Source organism: Leptospira kemamanensis (assembly GCF_004769665.1).
In the GTDB taxonomy this organism is placed as follows: Bacteria; Spirochaetota; Leptospiria; order Leptospirales; family Leptospiraceae; genus Leptospira_A; species Leptospira_A kemamanensis.
The window spans coordinates 355644-373142 of the sequence record NZ_RQGG01000032.1 but is presented as its reverse complement, the minus strand read 5'-3'; the positions used below and the strand labels follow the sequence as shown (position 1 = coordinate 373142).

General features: G+C 38.5%; 20 protein-coding genes. 10 read left to right on the top strand and 10 right to left on the bottom strand.

Features of this window, described 5'->3' with window-relative positions:
- Positions 1 to 7 precede the first annotated feature (7 nt).
- Positions 8 to 400: a glycine cleavage system protein GcvH gene (gene gcvH, locus EHQ59_RS11880; RefSeq protein ID WP_135619853.1), complete on the bottom strand. Its 393-nt coding sequence runs from the start codon at positions 398 to 400 to the stop codon at positions 8 to 10.
- Positions 401 to 424: 24 nt separating this feature from the next.
- Positions 425 to 1537 (bottom strand): glycine cleavage system aminomethyltransferase GcvT, encoded by a 1113-nt coding sequence (gene gcvT / locus EHQ59_RS11875; protein WP_135619852.1) that lies wholly within the window; start codon positions 1535 to 1537, stop codon positions 425 to 427.
- A gap of 77 nt (positions 1538 to 1614) precedes the next feature.
- Here gcvT and EHQ59_RS11870 point away from each other — a divergent pair, with 77 nt between their 5' ends.
- The gene (locus tag EHQ59_RS11870; protein WP_135619851.1) at positions 1615 to 2634 is read left to right on the top strand and encodes a synaptic vesicle VAT-1 family membrane protein; all 1020 of its coding nucleotides are present in this window, start codon (positions 1615 to 1617) and stop codon (positions 2632 to 2634) included.
- Between the two features lie 334 nt (positions 2635 to 2968).
- Here EHQ59_RS11870 and EHQ59_RS11865 read toward each other — a convergent pair whose 3' ends face one another.
- From EHQ59_RS11865 to EHQ59_RS11855, 3 genes are read right to left on the bottom strand one after another with little or no spacing between them, the layout of a single operon-like run.
- A complete protein-coding gene (locus tag EHQ59_RS11865; RefSeq protein WP_135619850.1) occupies positions 2969 to 3550 on the bottom strand; it encodes a hypothetical protein in 582 nt (193 codons plus the stop codon).
- Positions 3551 to 3610: 60 nt separating this feature from the next.
- Positions 3611 to 4753, bottom strand: a complete 1143-nt coding sequence (locus tag EHQ59_RS11860) for a suppressor of fused domain protein (RefSeq protein WP_135619849.1) — start codon at positions 4751 to 4753, stop codon at positions 3611 to 3613.
- Positions 4753 to 4989, bottom strand: a complete 237-nt coding sequence (locus EHQ59_RS11855; RefSeq protein ID WP_135619848.1) for a hypothetical protein — start codon at positions 4987 to 4989, stop codon at positions 4753 to 4755. The genes EHQ59_RS11860 and EHQ59_RS11855 overlap by 1 nt, the downstream gene beginning before the upstream one ends.
- Before the next feature lie 147 nt (positions 4990 to 5136).
- Between EHQ59_RS11855 and EHQ59_RS11850 the strand changes: the two genes are divergently transcribed.
- Positions 5137 to 5745, top strand: a complete 609-nt coding sequence (locus EHQ59_RS11850; protein WP_135619847.1) for an alpha-ketoglutarate-dependent dioxygenase AlkB family protein — start codon at positions 5137 to 5139, stop codon at positions 5743 to 5745.
- 215 nt (positions 5746 to 5960) lie between these two features.
- Here EHQ59_RS11850 and EHQ59_RS11845 read toward each other — a convergent pair whose 3' ends face one another.
- Together EHQ59_RS11845 and EHQ59_RS11840 are read right to left on the bottom strand one after the other, a co-directional pair.
- Positions 5961 to 6545: a DUF4269 domain-containing protein gene (locus EHQ59_RS11845; RefSeq protein WP_135620023.1), complete on the bottom strand. Its 585-nt coding sequence runs from the start codon at positions 6543 to 6545 to the stop codon at positions 5961 to 5963.
- 188 nt (positions 6546 to 6733) lie between these two features.
- Positions 6734 to 6913, bottom strand: a complete 180-nt coding sequence (locus EHQ59_RS11840; protein WP_135619846.1) for a hypothetical protein — start codon at positions 6911 to 6913, stop codon at positions 6734 to 6736.
- A gap of 257 nt (positions 6914 to 7170) precedes the next feature.
- Between EHQ59_RS11840 and EHQ59_RS11835 the strand changes: the two genes are divergently transcribed.
- The 8 genes from EHQ59_RS11835 (at position 7171) to EHQ59_RS11800 (ending at position 15568) form a co-directional block, all read left to right on the top strand.
- Positions 7171 to 9033, top strand: coding sequence for a gamma-glutamyltransferase family protein (locus EHQ59_RS11835; protein ID WP_135620022.1), 1863 nt, complete (start codon positions 7171 to 7173; stop codon positions 9031 to 9033).
- Between the two features lie 114 nt (positions 9034 to 9147).
- Positions 9148 to 10125, top strand: coding sequence for an MBL fold metallo-hydrolase (locus EHQ59_RS11830; protein ID WP_244245524.1), 978 nt, complete (start codon positions 9148 to 9150; stop codon positions 10123 to 10125).
- Between the two features lie 163 nt (positions 10126 to 10288).
- Positions 10289 to 10603 (top strand): thioredoxin, encoded by a 315-nt coding sequence (gene trxA, locus EHQ59_RS11825; protein WP_135619844.1) that lies wholly within the window; start codon positions 10289 to 10291, stop codon positions 10601 to 10603.
- A 68-nt stretch (positions 10604 to 10671) separates the two neighbouring features.
- On the top strand, positions 10672 to 11964 hold the full coding sequence (locus tag EHQ59_RS11820; protein WP_135619843.1) for a discoidin domain-containing protein: 1293 nt from the start codon (positions 10672 to 10674) through the stop codon (positions 11962 to 11964).
- Positions 11965 to 12204: 240 nt separating this feature from the next.
- Entirely contained in the window at positions 12205 to 13242 is a 1038-nt protein-coding gene (locus EHQ59_RS11815; RefSeq protein ID WP_341867147.1) for a hypothetical protein, read from the top strand.
- The gene (locus tag EHQ59_RS11810) at positions 13232 to 14113 is read left to right on the top strand and encodes a VanW family protein (protein WP_135619841.1); all 882 of its coding nucleotides are present in this window, start codon (positions 13232 to 13234) and stop codon (positions 14111 to 14113) included. The genes EHQ59_RS11815 and EHQ59_RS11810 overlap by 11 nt, the downstream gene beginning before the upstream one ends.
- A gap of 136 nt (positions 14114 to 14249) precedes the next feature.
- Positions 14250 to 14966 (top strand): M15 family metallopeptidase, encoded by a 717-nt coding sequence (locus tag EHQ59_RS11805; protein WP_135619840.1) that lies wholly within the window; start codon positions 14250 to 14252, stop codon positions 14964 to 14966.
- 17 nt (positions 14967 to 14983) lie between these two features.
- Positions 14984 to 15568, top strand: a complete 585-nt coding sequence (locus EHQ59_RS11800; RefSeq protein ID WP_135619839.1) for a WG repeat-containing protein — start codon at positions 14984 to 14986, stop codon at positions 15566 to 15568.
- Between the two features lie 122 nt (positions 15569 to 15690).
- Here the strand turns inward: EHQ59_RS11800 and EHQ59_RS11795 are convergent, their stop codons facing one another.
- The 3 genes from EHQ59_RS11795 to EHQ59_RS11785 are packed head-to-tail and all read right to left on the bottom strand — an operon-like array spanning position 15691 to position 17445.
- Positions 15691 to 16110, bottom strand: coding sequence for a MaoC/PaaZ C-terminal domain-containing protein (locus EHQ59_RS11795; RefSeq protein ID WP_100716846.1), 420 nt, complete (start codon positions 16108 to 16110; stop codon positions 15691 to 15693).
- Positions 16111 to 16127: 17 nt separating this feature from the next.
- Entirely contained in the window at positions 16128 to 16565 is a 438-nt protein-coding gene (locus EHQ59_RS11790) for an FAS1-like dehydratase domain-containing protein (RefSeq protein WP_015676961.1), read from the bottom strand.
- Between the two features lie 13 nt (positions 16566 to 16578).
- On the bottom strand, positions 16579 to 17445 hold the full coding sequence (locus EHQ59_RS11785) for an alpha/beta hydrolase (RefSeq protein WP_135619838.1): 867 nt from the start codon (positions 17443 to 17445) through the stop codon (positions 16579 to 16581).
- Between the last annotated feature and the right edge of the window lie 54 nt (positions 17446 to 17499).

The following is a 17499-nucleotide window of genomic DNA, read 5'->3' as shown; positions in this document are numbered from 1 at the left end:
ACTCCTATTAATCCAATTTGGAAACGTATTCTTTGTATTGAGCAGCGGAGAGTAGGCCTCCAAGCTCAGAAGTTTGGATGTTTTTTAATTTTACCATCCAAGTATCAAAAGGTTCTGCATTCACTGATTGTGGATTGGAACCGAGAGATGCATTGGTTTCCACTACCTCACCAGAGATTGGAGAATACAAATCTTCTGCTGCTTTCACAGATTCAATTGTTCCAAGGCTATCTTTTGCTTTGATTTGTTTTCCAGGTTTTGGAAGGTCGATGAAAACAATGTCACCTAATGCATTTTGTGCGAAGTCAGTGATTCCAACAAGAGCTACATCACCCTCTACCTTCACCCATTCATGTTTTTCAGTATAATAATAACCGTCTTTTGCTTGTGTGTCTGCCATGGTTTTTTTCCTTACATCTTTGGTTTAGCGATTGTTTCGGACACTGCCTTGGATGAAGGCACCAGTCTCTACTTTAGCCAATTTCTTCTGCCCACGAATCTCCACAAATACTTCCGTTTGGTTTTTTGCGAATTCGGTTTGCAGAATGGCAAGTCCTAGGGATTCCTTCCGGCTGGGAGAGTGGGTTCCTGAGGTAGATTTCCCAATTTCTTTCCCTTCTCCGGAGAAAATGGGGAAATTTTCTCGTAAAACACCTGGTTCCATGAGGCGAATGCCCACCACTTTGGATTTAGGGCCATTTTTTTTATCTGCGATGATACGATCGTAGCCAAGGTAAGGTTTCGATTTTTCTTTTACGATGAAACCGATTCCGGATTCCACCGGTGTCCATTCTGCGTTCAGTTCATGTCCATACAGTGGATATTTTGCTTCTAAACGAAGTGTGTCTCGTGCACCAAGACCAACGGCAACGAGTCCAAATGGTTTTCCAATTTCTAATAACTCTTTCCAAAGAGATACACCTAATGTGTTTGATGTATAAATTTCAAAACCATCTTCGCCCGTATAACCAGTGCGAGACACAATGATGGTCTCTCCTTTCCAATTCACTTCTGCAAAATGATAATAAAGTATCGAAGATAAATCTTTTCCTAAATATTTTGTCAAGATTTCATCTGCTTTGGGGCCTTGTAATGCAATTTGGTGCCAATTTTTACTATCATTGTTAACAGTTACATTTCCTTTCACATATTTTTGTAAATGGTTGGTAACGGCCTCATAATTGGAGGCATTGGAACAAATCATGTACTTGGAATCATTGAATTTATAAACGGTTATGTCATCGACAAGCCCACCATTCTCATTCACCACTGCATTGTATTGCACTTGGCCTTCTTTCATGGAAGAAACTGTATTGCAAGTGACCGATTCTAAAAAATCCAAAACATCTTTGGCATCACCAGTGACAAAAATTTCACCCATATGGGAAACATCGAAGAGGCCGGCGTTCGATCGTGTTGTCAAATGTTCTTGGATGATTCCAGTGTATTGGACTGGCATGTCCCATCCGCCAAAAGGAACCATCTTGGCTCCCATTTCTTTGTGAATTGAATGTAAAGGTGTTTGTTTTAGTTCCACGGTGTTCTCTTATGTAGACTCTTCTACCATAGAAAAATGGTTTCATGGTACTGGAATTGAATTTTTTTTAACCCAATATGCAAAGAGAAGTATACCGCATCGAAAAAACTGGATCCATCCACAATCTGCAAAGAAAAAAAGAACTCTTAGCCCCACCAGAAGGGGATGAAGTCACTGTAGAAGTAAAAGCAATAGGACTTAACTTTGCCGATGTTTTTTCCGTTTATGGTTTGTACTCAGCAACTCCGAAAGGAAGTTTCATTCCAGGTTTAGAATTTTCAGGGAAAATCGTAAAAATAGGCCCAAATGTTAAGGATTTTGAGGTTGGTGACGAAGTTTTTGGTGTCACACGTTTTGGTGCGTATACAACTCATCTCAATATCTCAGAAAAAACAATCTTTGCACTTCCGAAGGATTGGAGTATGCAAGATGGAGCAGCTTTTGCTGTGCAAGCTCTCACTGCGTACTACGCACTGATACCGCTTGCACAAGTGAAGGAAGGTGATCATGTACTCGTACATAGTGCTGCTGGTGGTGTTGGTATCATGGCAGGTCATATCATACAGAAAAAAAATGCAATTGCGATTGGACTTGTAGGTGATTCCGTTAAGTTTTCGATCTTAAAAGAGGTTGGTTATCAAAAATTTTTAGTACGATCACCTCATTTCAAAGAAGAAATGAAAAAAATTCTCGGTGGAGCACCATTAAAAATCGTTTTAGAATGTTTAGGTGGTCGTTATTTTCAGGACAGTTATGATCTCTTAGCACCAATGGGAAGGCTTGTTACCTATGGAAGTGCTAACTTCACACCATCACATTCATTCCGAAATTGGTTTTCAATCGTCTATTCATACCTCACAAGACCAAAAATTGATCCTTTATCGATGATTTCAGACAATAAATCGGTGATGGGATTCAATTTAATATGGTTATGGAATGAAATTGATGATCTTCGAAAACATTTTTCGGATTTAATGATGTTATCGTTACCAAAACAAACCATTGGACATACTTTTACGTTCGATTCAATGCATGATGCACTCCGTACAATGCAAAGTGGTCAATCAATCGGTAAGATTGTTATCAATGTTCCGTAGAATGAGTATTAGTCTGTTTTTTTATTTTGAATAAAAATTCATGCAAAAAATAAAATTTCTTTACATTTAAAATGATATGATTTAATTATGTCGTATCAATTCACTCTCTGTTTGCCAAGGACAGCCGTGTTTTGAAATCAAAAGATAAGGACGATCACAATGGTTGCTAAAAAGAAAGCCGCAAAAAAGAAAGCCGCTAAGAAAAAAGCTGCAAAGAAAAAATCTAAGAAATAACTTAGATTCGATTCTTCCTTCGAAACTATCGAAGTAAGATTGTGTGAACCCGCAAAACCTGCGGGTTTTTTCATTTATAGAGGGTCTCTCGCAAAAAAATCTAAGCGATTGCCCTTGTGAAACCCCTTCTTGTCATTAAAAACCCTGATTTTCTCTCTGAATTGGCTCTTTCCATGCCTATAAACTGAAAATGATCCTTCTTATTGATGGAATCAAAGAGTGCTTTCATGAGTGATTCGATGTTGGGATGGATCACATTCTTATAACTTTTCCTCGCATGATCCTTTCCCCATATCTCTAAATGGTCGTTCTCCGGCATTTTTAAGATGAGAGAAGGCAAATCATATCGTTTGATGAGAACATTACACACCTCTTCGAATCCATACTCTGTGATGGAGTTAAAATCAAAAAAAACAAGTAAGTAGAGGATATTGGTTGGTTCTAATCGGCCATTTTCATCTGAAATTTTTTGGATTCCATCCAGTACGACATAGCGAAGGTTCTTCGATTGGATCCATAATTTCTGGTCTTCATGGCGTTTGAGATTCACTTCTTCTGAAAACCGCTTCTGGAATACGGTAGAGAGGAAAAATCCTGAGGAATCTTGTTTCTCTTCGAGGATTCTTTCTAAAGAAAAGGGTTCAAACTCTAAATTGAAATACTTTGTATACGTCTCTGCCATATCATATTGAGTAACGGACAGATTTTAGAGTTTGAATCGGATTTTTTTTGGAAAAGAGATCTAGAATTCTAACATTCTTCGTTCGGAATCATGAAAAAAACTGTATCCTTCCTGTTTCCAAGTGTCCCAAAACTTTTGAGAACCTTCTCTCATAAAACAAATTCGTTCTTCTGTGGAGATGGGAGTTAAAAAAAGAAAGTTAGTCCGTTTTCCATTTTCCGTGATAAGACCGTTTAGAATAGGCACTCCATCTACAATCCCATTGTCGAGTTCGTCAGTGAGGTTACGCAGGACAAACCAATTGAAATCTAGATACAATTGATCAGGATCTTTTCTGGGATTTTGAATGGTATGCGAATGTCCAAACCATATGCCAGTGTTCCAAGGGAACTTCACCATCTCACCCAATACATGTTGGATCCATGTTTCTGATTTATCTGGTGCATCTTTTAGAAGTTGGATTGCAAATACAAGTTCGATCCGTGAAAAGTTTTCATAGTCTTTATGATAGAGTTCAATACTTGGTTGGTTTTGCACACTCATCCCAATGGTGGAGAAAATTTTGATTCCAGGAAACTCTTTGGGAAGAAAAGAAGCAATGCCAAGGGATGGATACTTTCCACCATCCGCAGACCAATAGGTTTGGTGTTTGCCAAGTTTGGATTCTAAAAATTCCAATCGGAGTGTTTGTGCTTTTTTCCAATGGTCTTTTTCAGCGACAGATTCCCAAAATTTGCGATTGCCCTTCACACGTTCTGCGATCACACCATTGTCGGGATCACCGAGTGGAGACGCTGTTGGTGCTTCTTCTTTGGCAAATTTCGAATATCCATGAATGCCTTTGATTCCTGACCAGGAAGGAAGGTATGCTTGTAACTCTTCATCCACAAATAAAGCAACCGCATCTCCTTCTTCGGACCAAATAAAATGAATTTGGTCTTCCGTGAGTGAGGACTGTGCTTTGGGATCTGTGACTTCTGATTTGGTGAGCACTGGTGCAAGACCTAAATCAAAGTCTTCTTCTGATCGTGAATCTGGTGCATCAATGATATTTCGAACCCAAAGTGTTTTCATCTGCCACTCTGGATTGTTATGTGATTGTAAGTATAAGTAAATGGTTCTTCCATCTTCTTCAAGGAAGGCAGTGAAGGAACCATAAGGATTTGCTTCTTGGTATAAAACTTTAGGTGTGATGGGATTCATTAAAATTTGTGAGGTACCACTCTCTCTTTGAATTTTGCGAGAAGTTTGGAGATGGTTTCATCCATTCCTGGTTCGAAATAAATCTCTGGATAATATCCAGAAGCGTTCCGTAGTCCAATGAGTTCTGGTTCATTCCATTGGCGGTATCCTTTTAAAGCGTTCCAAACCTCTTCTGAAGGTGTGGTGTTTTCTTTTTTGGCATCGATGAAAGCTTGTATTGTTCTCGTTGGGGTCATACTATCGTATAGATTCTTTGGGTTCCAAGGGAATCCAACTAAAATTTTAGACAAAAGGGGATGAAATTTCTTGGATTTGGAAGGAGTTTGGTAGAAAACAAAACTTAAAATTTCAGTTTCCTGTTTTTTGACTCACTCCCTGATCTAATGACAAATTTATTCCCATCAAATCCCAATGAGAACCTTTTGCCTTATGATGGAATTTTGTTTTATTTTCCTCAATTTCTCGAACCAAAAAAGAGCCAATTTTATTTTGAGACCTTTCAATCCAACATAGAATGGAAACACGATGAAGCCATCCTCTATGGCAAACACATCATCACAAAACGAAGTGTGGCTTGGTATGCAGAAAAAGGTTTTTCTTATCGGTATTCGGGTACGACCAAAACAGCGTTACCTTGGTCAAAAGATCTTTTGGAATTAAAAGAAGAAGTAGAAAGAGAAACAAAAGAGAAGTTCAACTCTTGTCTTTTGAATTTATACCATGATGGATCGGAAGGGATGGCTTGGCATAGTGATGATGAAACGTCTCTCAAACCAAATTCGACCATTGCTTCCGTGAGTTTAGGAGCAGAACGAATCTTTCGTTTCAAACATAAAAAAAAGAATACACTTGTGGAAGTTTCTTTGGAACCAGGGAGTTTACTTTTGATGCAAGGGGAAATCCAACACCATTGGCTTCATTCTTTACCAAAAGTTTTAAAAGTGAAACGTCCCCGTATCAATTTAACCTTTCGCCAATTTGGGAATGTTTAAATTACAAGATTCATACTATACAAATGAGCTGAAATCTTATATCAACAATTCGAAGTAGAAAACTGCAGTATTTCTAAGTTATTGAAGATCCAATTGGAAAATCAAATTCACTACACCAACCTGACTAACCGGATTTAATTAACTCAATCAAACAACCAGACGAACAGAATCCAATTCACGAAATCAAGCAGATCGACCAAATTAAAGAACTTAACTTAATAACCTCGTTTCAGAAGGAGTTCTTTCATTTCCTCATCTGATTTTTGATTCCATTGCAATAGGAGTTTAAAAGGATCTCCTTTTAAATCGAGCAATTGGCAAAAGGCATGTTCCGTTTTCAATCCATTCCGTTTTAAGTTTCGAATTTCTTCTCGAAAACTGGAATTTGCCAAAAGCAAAAATCGATTTTCTACCATCATATGAATCCAAGCATATTGTTCGGTTGGTTCCACTGATTGGCCAAAAATTTCGTATTGGAAATTGGGTGTCGTAAACCGACAAATCAGTGTAACACGAAGTGAAATGGTTTTTTCAGAAAAAGAATACTTAGGGAGATTGCGAAATTTCGCATAACATATTTTTTGTAAATGAGATGGCACATTGTATTTCACCAATATATCCACATCACTTGATTCCGTATCAATATCGATAGGAATGGTGCCGGCAAGTGTTGGTTTGAACCCAATTAAGTTTTTTAGAATTTTCCATTTTTCTAAATCCTCCCACAACTCTTGTTGTTTGGGAGTTCCCAACCGCAAGTAGTCAGATTGTAAAAACGGATTGGCTTCTAGCGATTGCATATTATGTCTCATGTGTTCGATACCGGCCCCCACCCTCATTGGGTGGTGGAGGTGGGCTTGTGGGAGAAAATTCCCGCCTGAACTCCTACCATAAAACGTAACAGCTGTCTTTTGAAAATCCAATCTCCAGAAAAATTAGGAAGAAAACTTCGCCTTTCCACACTTTGTTTGATATAAGTCTTCTATGATCACCCAATGAGTATAAACACCTGGGCGAGTCCCGAAGGGACCGGGCTTTTCCGGAGTGCGCGTTCGCTCCCGTCTCTCTTCACCACAAGTGGCAAAGAGAGACCAAGTCCTGCAAATCCCTCTCGCAAGTGGAGTGACTTGTCCAATGCATTGATTCCATATAGGAACTTTACTTTCAATTGTTCGTATATATGAATTAGGTTTCTGAATCTCTACTTTAAAAGAAACAAAAGTATTTCAATTCAGGATCAGAATCCCATTTTCTTTTTCTATAAACAAATTGAAGTTATACGATATAACCACGCCCCGGATTGCAGCGGAAATCCTTTGTGAAACAAAGATTGGAGCGTAAAGCCGGAATAGGCGCAAGGAAAAATGATTAGACATGAAATTAATTTTCGTTACCATCTTAGCCAAAACTAAGTTACGGGGCCTTATGAGAGCGAGGATTCAATTATTATTCATTTTTTTACCTTTTGTATTTATATTTCAATGTTTGGGAAGTCGTCGGCCAATCGTTTCTGGATATGTGGATCCACAAGGAAGTTATCGAGATGTGAGTGTCGGGAAAAAGTATATGGTTGCGACAGGAAATCCTCTAGCGACAAAAGCTGCGATGCAAGTGTTAGATAATGGAGGGAATGCATTTGATGCTGCTGTAGCCGCATTGCTTGTGTTAAATGTCACAAATGGTGAAGCTGCCAGTTTTCCATCGGTAGCTCCAACCTTGATTTATGAAAAAAAATCAGGACAGGTAAAAAGTTATATTGGTGCAGGAATAGCTCCTAATAAAGCTACCATTGCTTTTTTTAAGGATAAAGGTTATGATGTGATGCCAAAAAATTCTATTTTGTCACAGTTAATTCCTGCCTCACCTGATGTCATCATACGTTTGTTACAAGATCATGGAACCAAATCATTTTCCGAACTTGTGGAGCCAGCGATTCAAACTGCAGAAGAAGGGTTTCCTGCCAATCGAATTCTTGTGAGGAATTTAGATTTACCTTTGTACAAAAGGTTGGGTTTCACCATTCTCATGCCATATAATTCTGAAGTGTATTTGGATAAAAAATGGTGGTATTCAATTCGAGAAGGGGAACTAACCAAACGAATGGATCTTGCCAATACTTGGAAGTTGATGGCAAAGGAAGAGAAAGTAGCATTAAAAAAAGGATTTTCCAGAAAACAAGCGTTAGAAGCTGTAAGGAATTATTTTTATAAAGGTCCAATTTCCGATGCCATCGAAAAACTTCATAAAGAAAAAGATGGGCTAATTACAAAAGAAGATTTGGCAAATTATTCTGGAGGATGGGAGATTCCTGTATCCGGTACATTTAAAGACTACCAAATTCTATCCAACCAAACTTGGACACAGGGAGCTGTGGTGCCAATGATATTGCAGTTGTTAGATGGTATTGATCTAAAATCCATGGGCCACAATTCTCCTGAGTATATCCATACGGTTTCACAGGCGATTGAACTCGTGATCGCAGATCGTGAAAAGTATTTTGGAGATCCGAAGTTTGTTGATGTACCTTTGGATGGATTGATGTCCAAACAATACGCGGAGATGAGACGTAAACTGATTCAAAAAACAGCATTTGGAAAAACTCCTCCCTTTGGAAATCCATGGGCCTTCTCCAAACGAAAACCAAAAGAATTTCATTCACAAGCGAACAAAGTTGAAGAACATTCTGTGAATGAAATCAAATATGGAAAGGATACAACGTATCTTAGTATTATTGATTCCGCTGGTAATGCGGTGTCTCTGACTCCAAGTGACTTTCCACAATCGCCAATGGTTCCAGGTACGGGTCTCACACTTGGAATCAGGATGACACAGTTTCGTTTGGATCCAAACCACCCTTCTTCCCTTGCACCAGGAAAACGCCCCCGAATTACACCTAATCCCGGTATGGTGTTAAAAAATGGTAAGTTGTGGATGAGTTTTGGAACACCAGGAGGTGATGTCCAAAGCCAAGCAATGATTCAATTCTTTCTAAACGTCGTAGTGTTTGGGAAGGACCCGCAAAAAGCCGTAGAAGCGCCTAGATTTCGTTCTGTGAATTGGCCTGATAGTTTTTCGCCACATGCGTATAAGCCAGGTGGAATTGAATTGGAAACCTCTTTGTATCAGTTGGTTTCTGATTCTCTCAAAGAAAAAGGATATAAGGTCTATGAAAAAGGAAATTTAGATAATGATTTTGGTGCCGTATGTGCTGTGTTAAATGATTCCAAGAACAATCGATTGCTAGGTGTTGCGGATCCAAGAGAAGTTTCTTGGGCAGAAGGAAAGTAAGTGTATCAATGGATCAGTTCTTAAGTTTCGATTGAGTTATTCTGGAGAAAGAATATGAAAGAAAAAATGCAATGGTTGTGTTTTAGAAAACAGGTTTGGTTCCAATTATCTGTTATGACAATGTTTAGTTTGTTTGGAATGGATTGTGCGTTTCGATCTTCTGGGGATCTACGTTTATACGAATCCTATTTCCCACATGAAAATCAAACTGCGGCAATCAAGCAAGGGAAGGTTCGAGTTACCTTTTTAGGAACCACATCAATTCTTTTGGATGATGGGGAAACACAAATCCTGACGGATGGATTTTTTACAAGGCCTTCCTTATGGAAAACTGCCTTTTCGAAAATTGAATCGGATCAAAACATCATCCAATCGGTTTTGGAAAAGGCAAAGATCAATCGCTTAAAAGGAATTTTTGTCTGTCACTCTCATTATGATCATGTGATGGATGCACCATTAGTGGCAAAATTCACCAATGCAAAGTTATTTGGTTCCAGTTCCACAATCAATGTAGGAATCGGTGCTGGTTTAAAAGAAGAAAACATGGAGTTGTTTTCATTGGGAAAACCAGTGAAACTAGGAAAGTTTTCGATCACAGTATTAGAGTCCAAACACACACCACCTTTTCGAATTTTTGGGAAAACAAATGCGACGGATTCAAATTTTCCCGCGATAGCCTCTCCACTGACCCAACCGGTCAAAGCAACGGACTACATCGAAGGAGGAGCCTTTGATTTTCTAATCCAACATGGAAAACATAAAATTCTAATCAAAAGTAGTACCAATTATGTTGAAGGTGCCTTTGACAAAATCAATGTGGATGTTTTGTTGTTAGGAATTGCACAGTTGTCATTACAACCATTGAGTTTTCAAGAAAACTATTACAGTGAGACAGTAAAAAAATTGAAACCGCGTTTGCTGATTCCAATCCATTGGGATAATTTTTTCTTACCATTGGCAAAACCATTAGAACCGAATTTAAAATTGGGTGATGATTTTGATTCCAATATGAATCTTTTATTACAAAGGACCTCGAAAGATCAAATCCAAGTGCAGTTATTACAAGGTTTTGAAAGTATTGATTTGTTTTGAAAGAAGGGACTTGCTTTTTGGTCATTTTTTCCTGGATTCAGTATCGAACCTTTTCCTTCCCATTTGGAAAAATTGATTCGTATCAATAACGATTTTCATTAAAAAATTCACTCGATGTCATATACCCCTATAGGTATATCGTCTAATCAATAGGAGGGTGAATATGTCTGACACATACCCAAAAAGTTTTGAAACCTTACTCGAAACTCATGACAAACCAATCCTTGTGGATTTCTGGGCACCATGGTGTGGTCCCTGTAAGATGGTGGCTCCGGAGCTTGAAAAACTTGCCAAAGATTGGAAAGGTAAAGTATCCATCGTCAAAGTGAACACCGATGAAAAACAAGAAATTGCGAGTAAATACGGAATTTCAGGAATCCCAACATTTATTTTATTCAAAAATGGGAAAGAGGTTCATCGTATTTCTGGTGCTATGCGAAGTGAAGAGTTTAAAAAAGTGTTTGGTGGTTTGATTTAACGATCAATTTTTTACTTGAACTGAACAAAAGAGTATCAGATTCTTTGCTTCTGCCGAGGTAATCCTTCTTGAATAAAGTCATCTTTACTCTTTTGTCATTCGTATTGCTACTTTGCAAAAATAGTTCTATCGAAACGTCCATCGTGATCGAAAGGATTCAAGCTGCATCGTCTGCCGATGGAACGAACCCTATCAACGTGTTCATTCCTGGAAAACATTGGAAACCAGAAACTAGTTTGGATGGGATCACCATCTTTTTTTCCAACGGTGCCAAATGGAACCAAGCGGGCAAAACCGACGGGCGTGCTTACTTCAATGAAATATCCATCGAATGCCAAGAGAAAAAAGGATATGTGGCCTTTTATAAAGATGGAAATTATACAACTAATTTCGACTGTTCCAAAGAAACTCCATTAAAAATTAAAACTAACGGGATTCATGTGATCTATCTTTTACCAGATGGAGCAAATGGAATCAAAACCGTATCCTTTTACAAAAACGGAAAAAAACTCGATGTTGTTTACCCAGAACCTGTGGAAGGACAAGTAACTGCAAGTAGTACTCTACCAAATTATCCCGCCTACGGATTGTTTGATGGAAGTATTGATTTTGCCTGGGTGGAAGGTGTCAAAACCGATGGTGTTGGGGAATCGTTCCAAGTAGAACTGGACGATAAAATTGATTTAGCAGGAATCGAAATTTTTAATGGTTACCAAAGGTTAGATGCACTGTTTCACAAAAATGGTTCTGTTACCGAATTATTAGTATCGAATGGATCTGATTCCTTTACACTTCCAATTGCTGACAAACAAGGTGGACAAAGAATCTTTTTTCCCAAAATTCTATCGGGGAAAACATTCACCTTTACCATCAAAAAAGTGAGAACAGGGAAAACTTGGAAAGACACAGTGATTGCAGAGATCATTTTCCTGGGAGAAAAAGGAAAACGTTATACCGTATTGGATCAAAACGCAAAAGATTTCAGAGATGAAATTTTGAAAAAATCCAAAAACACAATTTTAGCAGGTGTTGTTAACAAAGCTTATTTTGCAGACATTCCTGAAGGTAGAATGGATTATGTATTTCGCTCGAATGGTTCTTTTGTCATTTGGTTAGATGATTTAAAGGAAAAACGTGTGTTAGATGGTAACTGGGTTTTCTTAGAAGCCAATGCCACTGAAGCAAAAATTAAAATTTTTGGAAGGGATCACAAAGTAGTAACTCAAAGTTTAGATTCCAATAGCCCATATTCAGAAACCACGGAAGAAAAATCGACCGTCATCTTTAGTGATACCTTAACCGTGAAAAAGAACGCAAATGGCATCGAAATGATGGGCAAAAAAGTTCAAATTTCCAACTAAATCCCATTGTTTGGAAAGGATATTTATTGGTATGGTGTCCAAGCAATTTCCCTGTTAGAAACGGGGGAATTGCATTCACCAGACAGATCTCCCGTTTTTCACATCGTCGCATTTCTCTTCTCTATTTTGGGAGTGAACGATGACAGTCTCTACATTTTTCAAATTCTAACATCTGTTTGGCTCCTGTTTTGTCTTACTCTTTCACGGTTTCTTTTAAAATCGCATACTGACATATGGAATTTGTTTCCTAGTGTTATGGTGATCTTGATAGGATTTTTATATCCTAAACAAGCATGGGCTCTTGGGTTTCTCCTGATTAGCATTGCGATGTATCTTTCTCGATCCGTTCCCACAGAAATCGTTAGATGGTTTGGTTCTGGGATTTATTTTTTTCTCGCGACCTGGTTTCATACCATGGTGGGAGTACTGGGACTCGGAATTTTGGTTTTGTACCGGATCCCTCGAAAATATCGTTTGATTCTATTTTTATCTGCTTTGGTATTACCTTACTTGTTTGAAAATAATACAAACGAACGTTTTGTGGTAGATACCAAAACATTCCCTGTTTTTGCGGCGTATGGAATGGTGGGTGTGGGGATCGTTTGGGATTGGATTCGTTTGCTCTTTGGAAAGAATGTCTTTCCTTCGCACCAATCGATCTACAAAACCATTTCTTTTCTTAGTTTAATCCTCGTAATACCAATCTTTCATTTTGCCGATATCCAATTTCGAATTTTGATTTCGGTTTTACTCATTGGTTCTCTTTTTACCCTCGCTAATCGCAAAGAAAGTGTATTCACAGTTCTCAGTTTTGTTTTATGGATTTATACTTTTTTACAATCTCCCCATCTTTTTCGTTATCCATATGAAGATATGTGGAATCCTGGAGAGAAGGCCGCATCTATTTCGGACAATGGTTTACTTGTAGCTCACCATGGATTTTGTGAATATTACCATTTTCAATTTCGAAAGGATTGTTTGTCTTGGGAACCAGATGAGAAAGCAATCAACGAAATGCCATCGCAGACTCAAATTTATAGACTTGTGTATGGAATCCGATTTCAAAATTTACGAGCAAGTCAGGAGAATCACCAACCTATTTTTTCTATGATCGAACCATTAGGTGAATACCAATTGGTATTCGAGAAAGATTGGCAACATTACATCCAGTGGTTGGAGAAAAGAAATTCAAAACTCCTATCTGTTGCCAAGTCTTGGAAAAATCCTTACCGGACACGTCCTAGTTTTATCCAGAGAAAACAAAACTATGGGATTTAGATTCAGAAAAACCTCCTCTACACTTTTTCCTAAAAAAGTCCAAAGGAGTGAACTCAGACTTTTTTTGGGAAAACTTTATTTTCAATGGAAACGATACTTGCGATGGTTATGCGAACGAAAAACATTTGCAACCAAACGTTTGGATACGCAAACCATGGAAAAAGAATTTCCGATCTCCGTTTTCAAACACCATTCCCCCATTTACCGCAAATTAAAAGATGTGCCAATGTATTTGCAGGAAAATAAAAAAGTAAACTTATCAATCGCCTTATCAAAATTAAACGGACTTATTTTAGAACCTGGCCAAGTATTTTCTTTTTGGTATTTAGTGGGAAGACCTACCAAAAGAAAAGGATATCTTCCAGGCATGCAGTTGAAAAACGGCGGTTTTGTGGAACGAACAGGTGGGGGTCTATGCCAAATGGCCAATTTAATTTATTGGATGACACTCCATACTCCATTAACGGTCAAAGAAAGATGGCGCCATAGTTTTGATATTTTTCCTGATTCCAATCGAACCCTGCCTTTTGGATCAGGTGCGACTCTCTCTTATAATTACATTGATTTACAAATTCAAAACAATACCAAACAACCATTTGTCCTTCATCTTTGGATCAACAAAGGTGAGTTAAACGGAGAATGGAAAACCGATGTCATCATTCCTTTCGCATATACTGTCTATGAATCTTATCATGCCTTCCATGCAGAACCTTGGGGTGGGTATACCAGGCGAAATACCATTCGTAGAAAGGTTTTCTCCAAAGAGACAAAGGAGATGATCGAAGACCAATTGGTGACTGAAAATATCGCTTGGATGATGTATGAACCTCTTTTAGAATCACAAGAAACCTTAGGGAAAGAAAATACATAAGTACAGAGTCACCAAATATAATGGATTTGGAGCAAAAGAGAGATTCGAAATCAGCTAAACTCAATACAGCTTTAAAATTAGTACAAATGGAGTCGTGATAGGGGGTGAGTTTATGTTAGGCAAAACGAAATCGATAATGATATCGAAATTCAATTCTATCTGGACTTCACTCGTTGTGGGAATTTTTTCCCTCTACCTATGTGATACCTTGCTCAATTTGCCGATTGTAGCAGAAGCCAATCCAACAACACTTCAAGTGTTAGGGCTCAAAGCATACAAAACCAGTTTGGAAAAGGATCCCAAACGGGAACTAGTCAACTTAGAAACCATTCCAGAAATTGTTTTGAACATCAAATATGCAACCAAAGACAATTTTACAGGGCAATCCATTTACAATGAAGCAAAAGCATTTGCCAGAAGGCCCGTTGCCGATGCCTTACGAAACGCTCAAATGGAATTTTTAAAATTGGGATACTCCATCCAAATTTATGATGCCTATAGACCTTACCGCGCGACAGTTAGATTTTATGAAATTATAAAAGACACACGTTATGTTGCCTCGCCGAAAACAGGATCAAAGCATAACAAAGGTTGTGCGATTGATCTCACTTTAGTGGATAGGAAAACTAAACAGGAAATCAAAATGCCTACCAAATATGATTCCTTTGAAAAAGCAGCATGGGCAGACGCACCTGTCTCGGATCCAATCGTCAAACAAAATCGTGAAATCTTGATTCAAATTTTGTCTCAATACGGCTTTCGTGTGAACAAAACCGAGTGGTGGCATTTTGATTTTTTGGACTGTGTTGGCTTTGAAGTGTTGGACATTCCTTTTGAAGAATTAAAAGATTAGTATTTTCGGAGAGTATGATGTACCAAAAAATCTTTCTTGTTTCGATGTTGTTTTTGACTGGTTCCTTGTTTGCCCAAACCAAAGGAGTTTCATCCTTTGAAGAAAATGGTTTGTTTGGTTTCAAAGACAAAAAAGGGAAAGTCATCATCAAACCCCAGTACGAACAAGCCATGGAATTTACCAAATCGGGTGTCGCTTTCGTAGTTTCGAAAAACAAATGGATTTGTATCGATGCAAAAAACAAATTTTTATTAGAAAGTTTTCTCTATGACAATGGCCCAGATTACATTTCCGAATCACTCGCACGTTATGTGGAAGAGGGAAAGATGGGGTTTCACAATGAACGATGCCAAAAGGTCATCGAAGCCCTGTATGATTTTGCCTATCCTTTCGAAAATGGATATGCGCTTGTGTGTAATGGATGTGAGTTGCAACCAGAAGGCGAACACAAACGAATTGTAGGCGGTAAGTACGGAATCTTAAACAAAAAAGGCAAAATTGTCCTTCCCATCGAATATGAAGCAATCCTAAACATTGATGCGAAAAGACGTTCTGCGGAAGTGAAGCAGGATGGGAAAATTTTAAATGTGAAATTGAAGTAAAAGATTTAGAGGGAAGGGGATATTCGCTTTACAAATCTTATGCGAATGATTGTAGGTTTCACAGACACAGATAAAGGAAAAGGAGTTATTCCCTTTCCCAGTATCTGTGTGCTGTTAGTTGTCTATACTGCGTTTACGACTAAATCTCCACCAGCTTTTACTTCGCCAGCTTCGTTTTTTGCTTCTACGAGTACGGTTACAGTTTTTTTACCATCTTTTTCAAATTTCTTTTTGATGGTTCCCACAATCGTGAGTTTTTCACCGAGTTTCGTCATGGCTTTGAATGTCACGCCAAAGTAAGCGATGTCTTTTTGGTCTGCCCAAGAAGTACAAAGTCTTCCCACTTGTGCCATCACATACATACCATGTGAGATGGTTCCATCGAGACCAGCTTTTCTTGCGAAATCAGGGTCGTTGTGGATTGGGTTAAAATCTCCAGATGCTCCCGCATAACGAACTAAATTTGCATGTTCGATGACTGGAACGTCTAGTGGAGGAAGAGTTTGACCAACTTCTACTTTATCAAATTGAATTTTTGCCATAGTTTGCCTCCTTGGAATTAATCCTTACGAATGAAAATCGCCATCTCTGCTGAAAGGATTGGATCATCTTTTTCATCATAGATTGTTGTTTTGAAAGTTACAATTTCTGCTCTTCCCACTTTTACGTCGGAGATTTCAGATTGTGCGTACACTTTGCCTGGATAAAGGATTTTGTGGTACGTATATTCTTCTTTCAAGTGAAGGATTTTGGAAAGGTCGATACCGAGTTCTGCCATATCGTTCCAAATCTTTGGGTAACCCCAAAACATGATGACGGTAGGGAAAGTTGGTGGAGCAGGAACATCAGAGTATCCAGCTTTTTTTGCTTCTTCTACGTCAAAATAGATTGGGTTTTTTTCGTTGATGGCGAGGCAAAATTCTTTAATTTTTCCTCGTTCCACAGTGAAATCAAAACGATCTAGTTTTTTTCCAACTATATCTTTTGTTATTGCCATTGGCATTTTCTCCTTAGTGTTTGTCGATCCAAGCAACTAACTCTTTTAAGACGATCGCTCTGTCTTTAGGAAGTTCGTTCATGGTTTCATGGTATAAATCATCAAAAAGTTTTTTGGTTTTGTCTTTGGATGCAACTCGTTCGAATGCATCCTCTGTTCCTTGTGGAAGTGCAATTTGGTCTTCCTTTCCATGGAACATGTAAATCGGAACTTTGATTTTTTCTGCTGATTCCAATGCGAGTGTGTAACAATTGAGAAGGTAATCTCCTAAATACGCACACACATTTCCGTGAACCAGTGGATCTTTGACATAAGCATCCACAACTGATTTGTCACGAGAAATAAGATTCACATTGAGACCCGTTGGGATAGTAAGAGTGGGAAGTGCTTTTGCTAAAAATCCACCTGCTGCTTTTTTAATGTCAATCACAAGGTCAGTTTTGACTTTGATCGGAAGAGCACTACAAATGTAAGCATCCAAATCATTTTGGTAATTGTCAGTTGCTGTATATAGGAAAGTGATCGCAGCACCCATAGAGTGACCAAGTAAGGTAACCTTACTCACACCTTCGTTTTGTTTGGCGATGTCGATGAGTTGTTTTAAGTCAGCAAAAAAATCTGAAAAATGCGTGATGACCCCTCGGCGACCATCGGACTTACCATGACCACGGCAGTCGATGAGGTAAATGGCATAATTTCGTTCCGCCATTGCTTCCAACAAAAAATTGTAACGTCCGCCGTGTTCCCCAATTCCATGGTGGACAACGAGCACACGTTTGACCCCAGACTTAGGTCGGTAGATCTGGTAATAAATTTTACCACCATCTTTGTTTAGAAAGGTAGACTCCTCGCGGGAGTAGGCTTGTTCCCAATTACTCATAGATGTCAAGGATGGACGATCGAAACCTAAAAAGAAACAACTTTTCCTATTCTT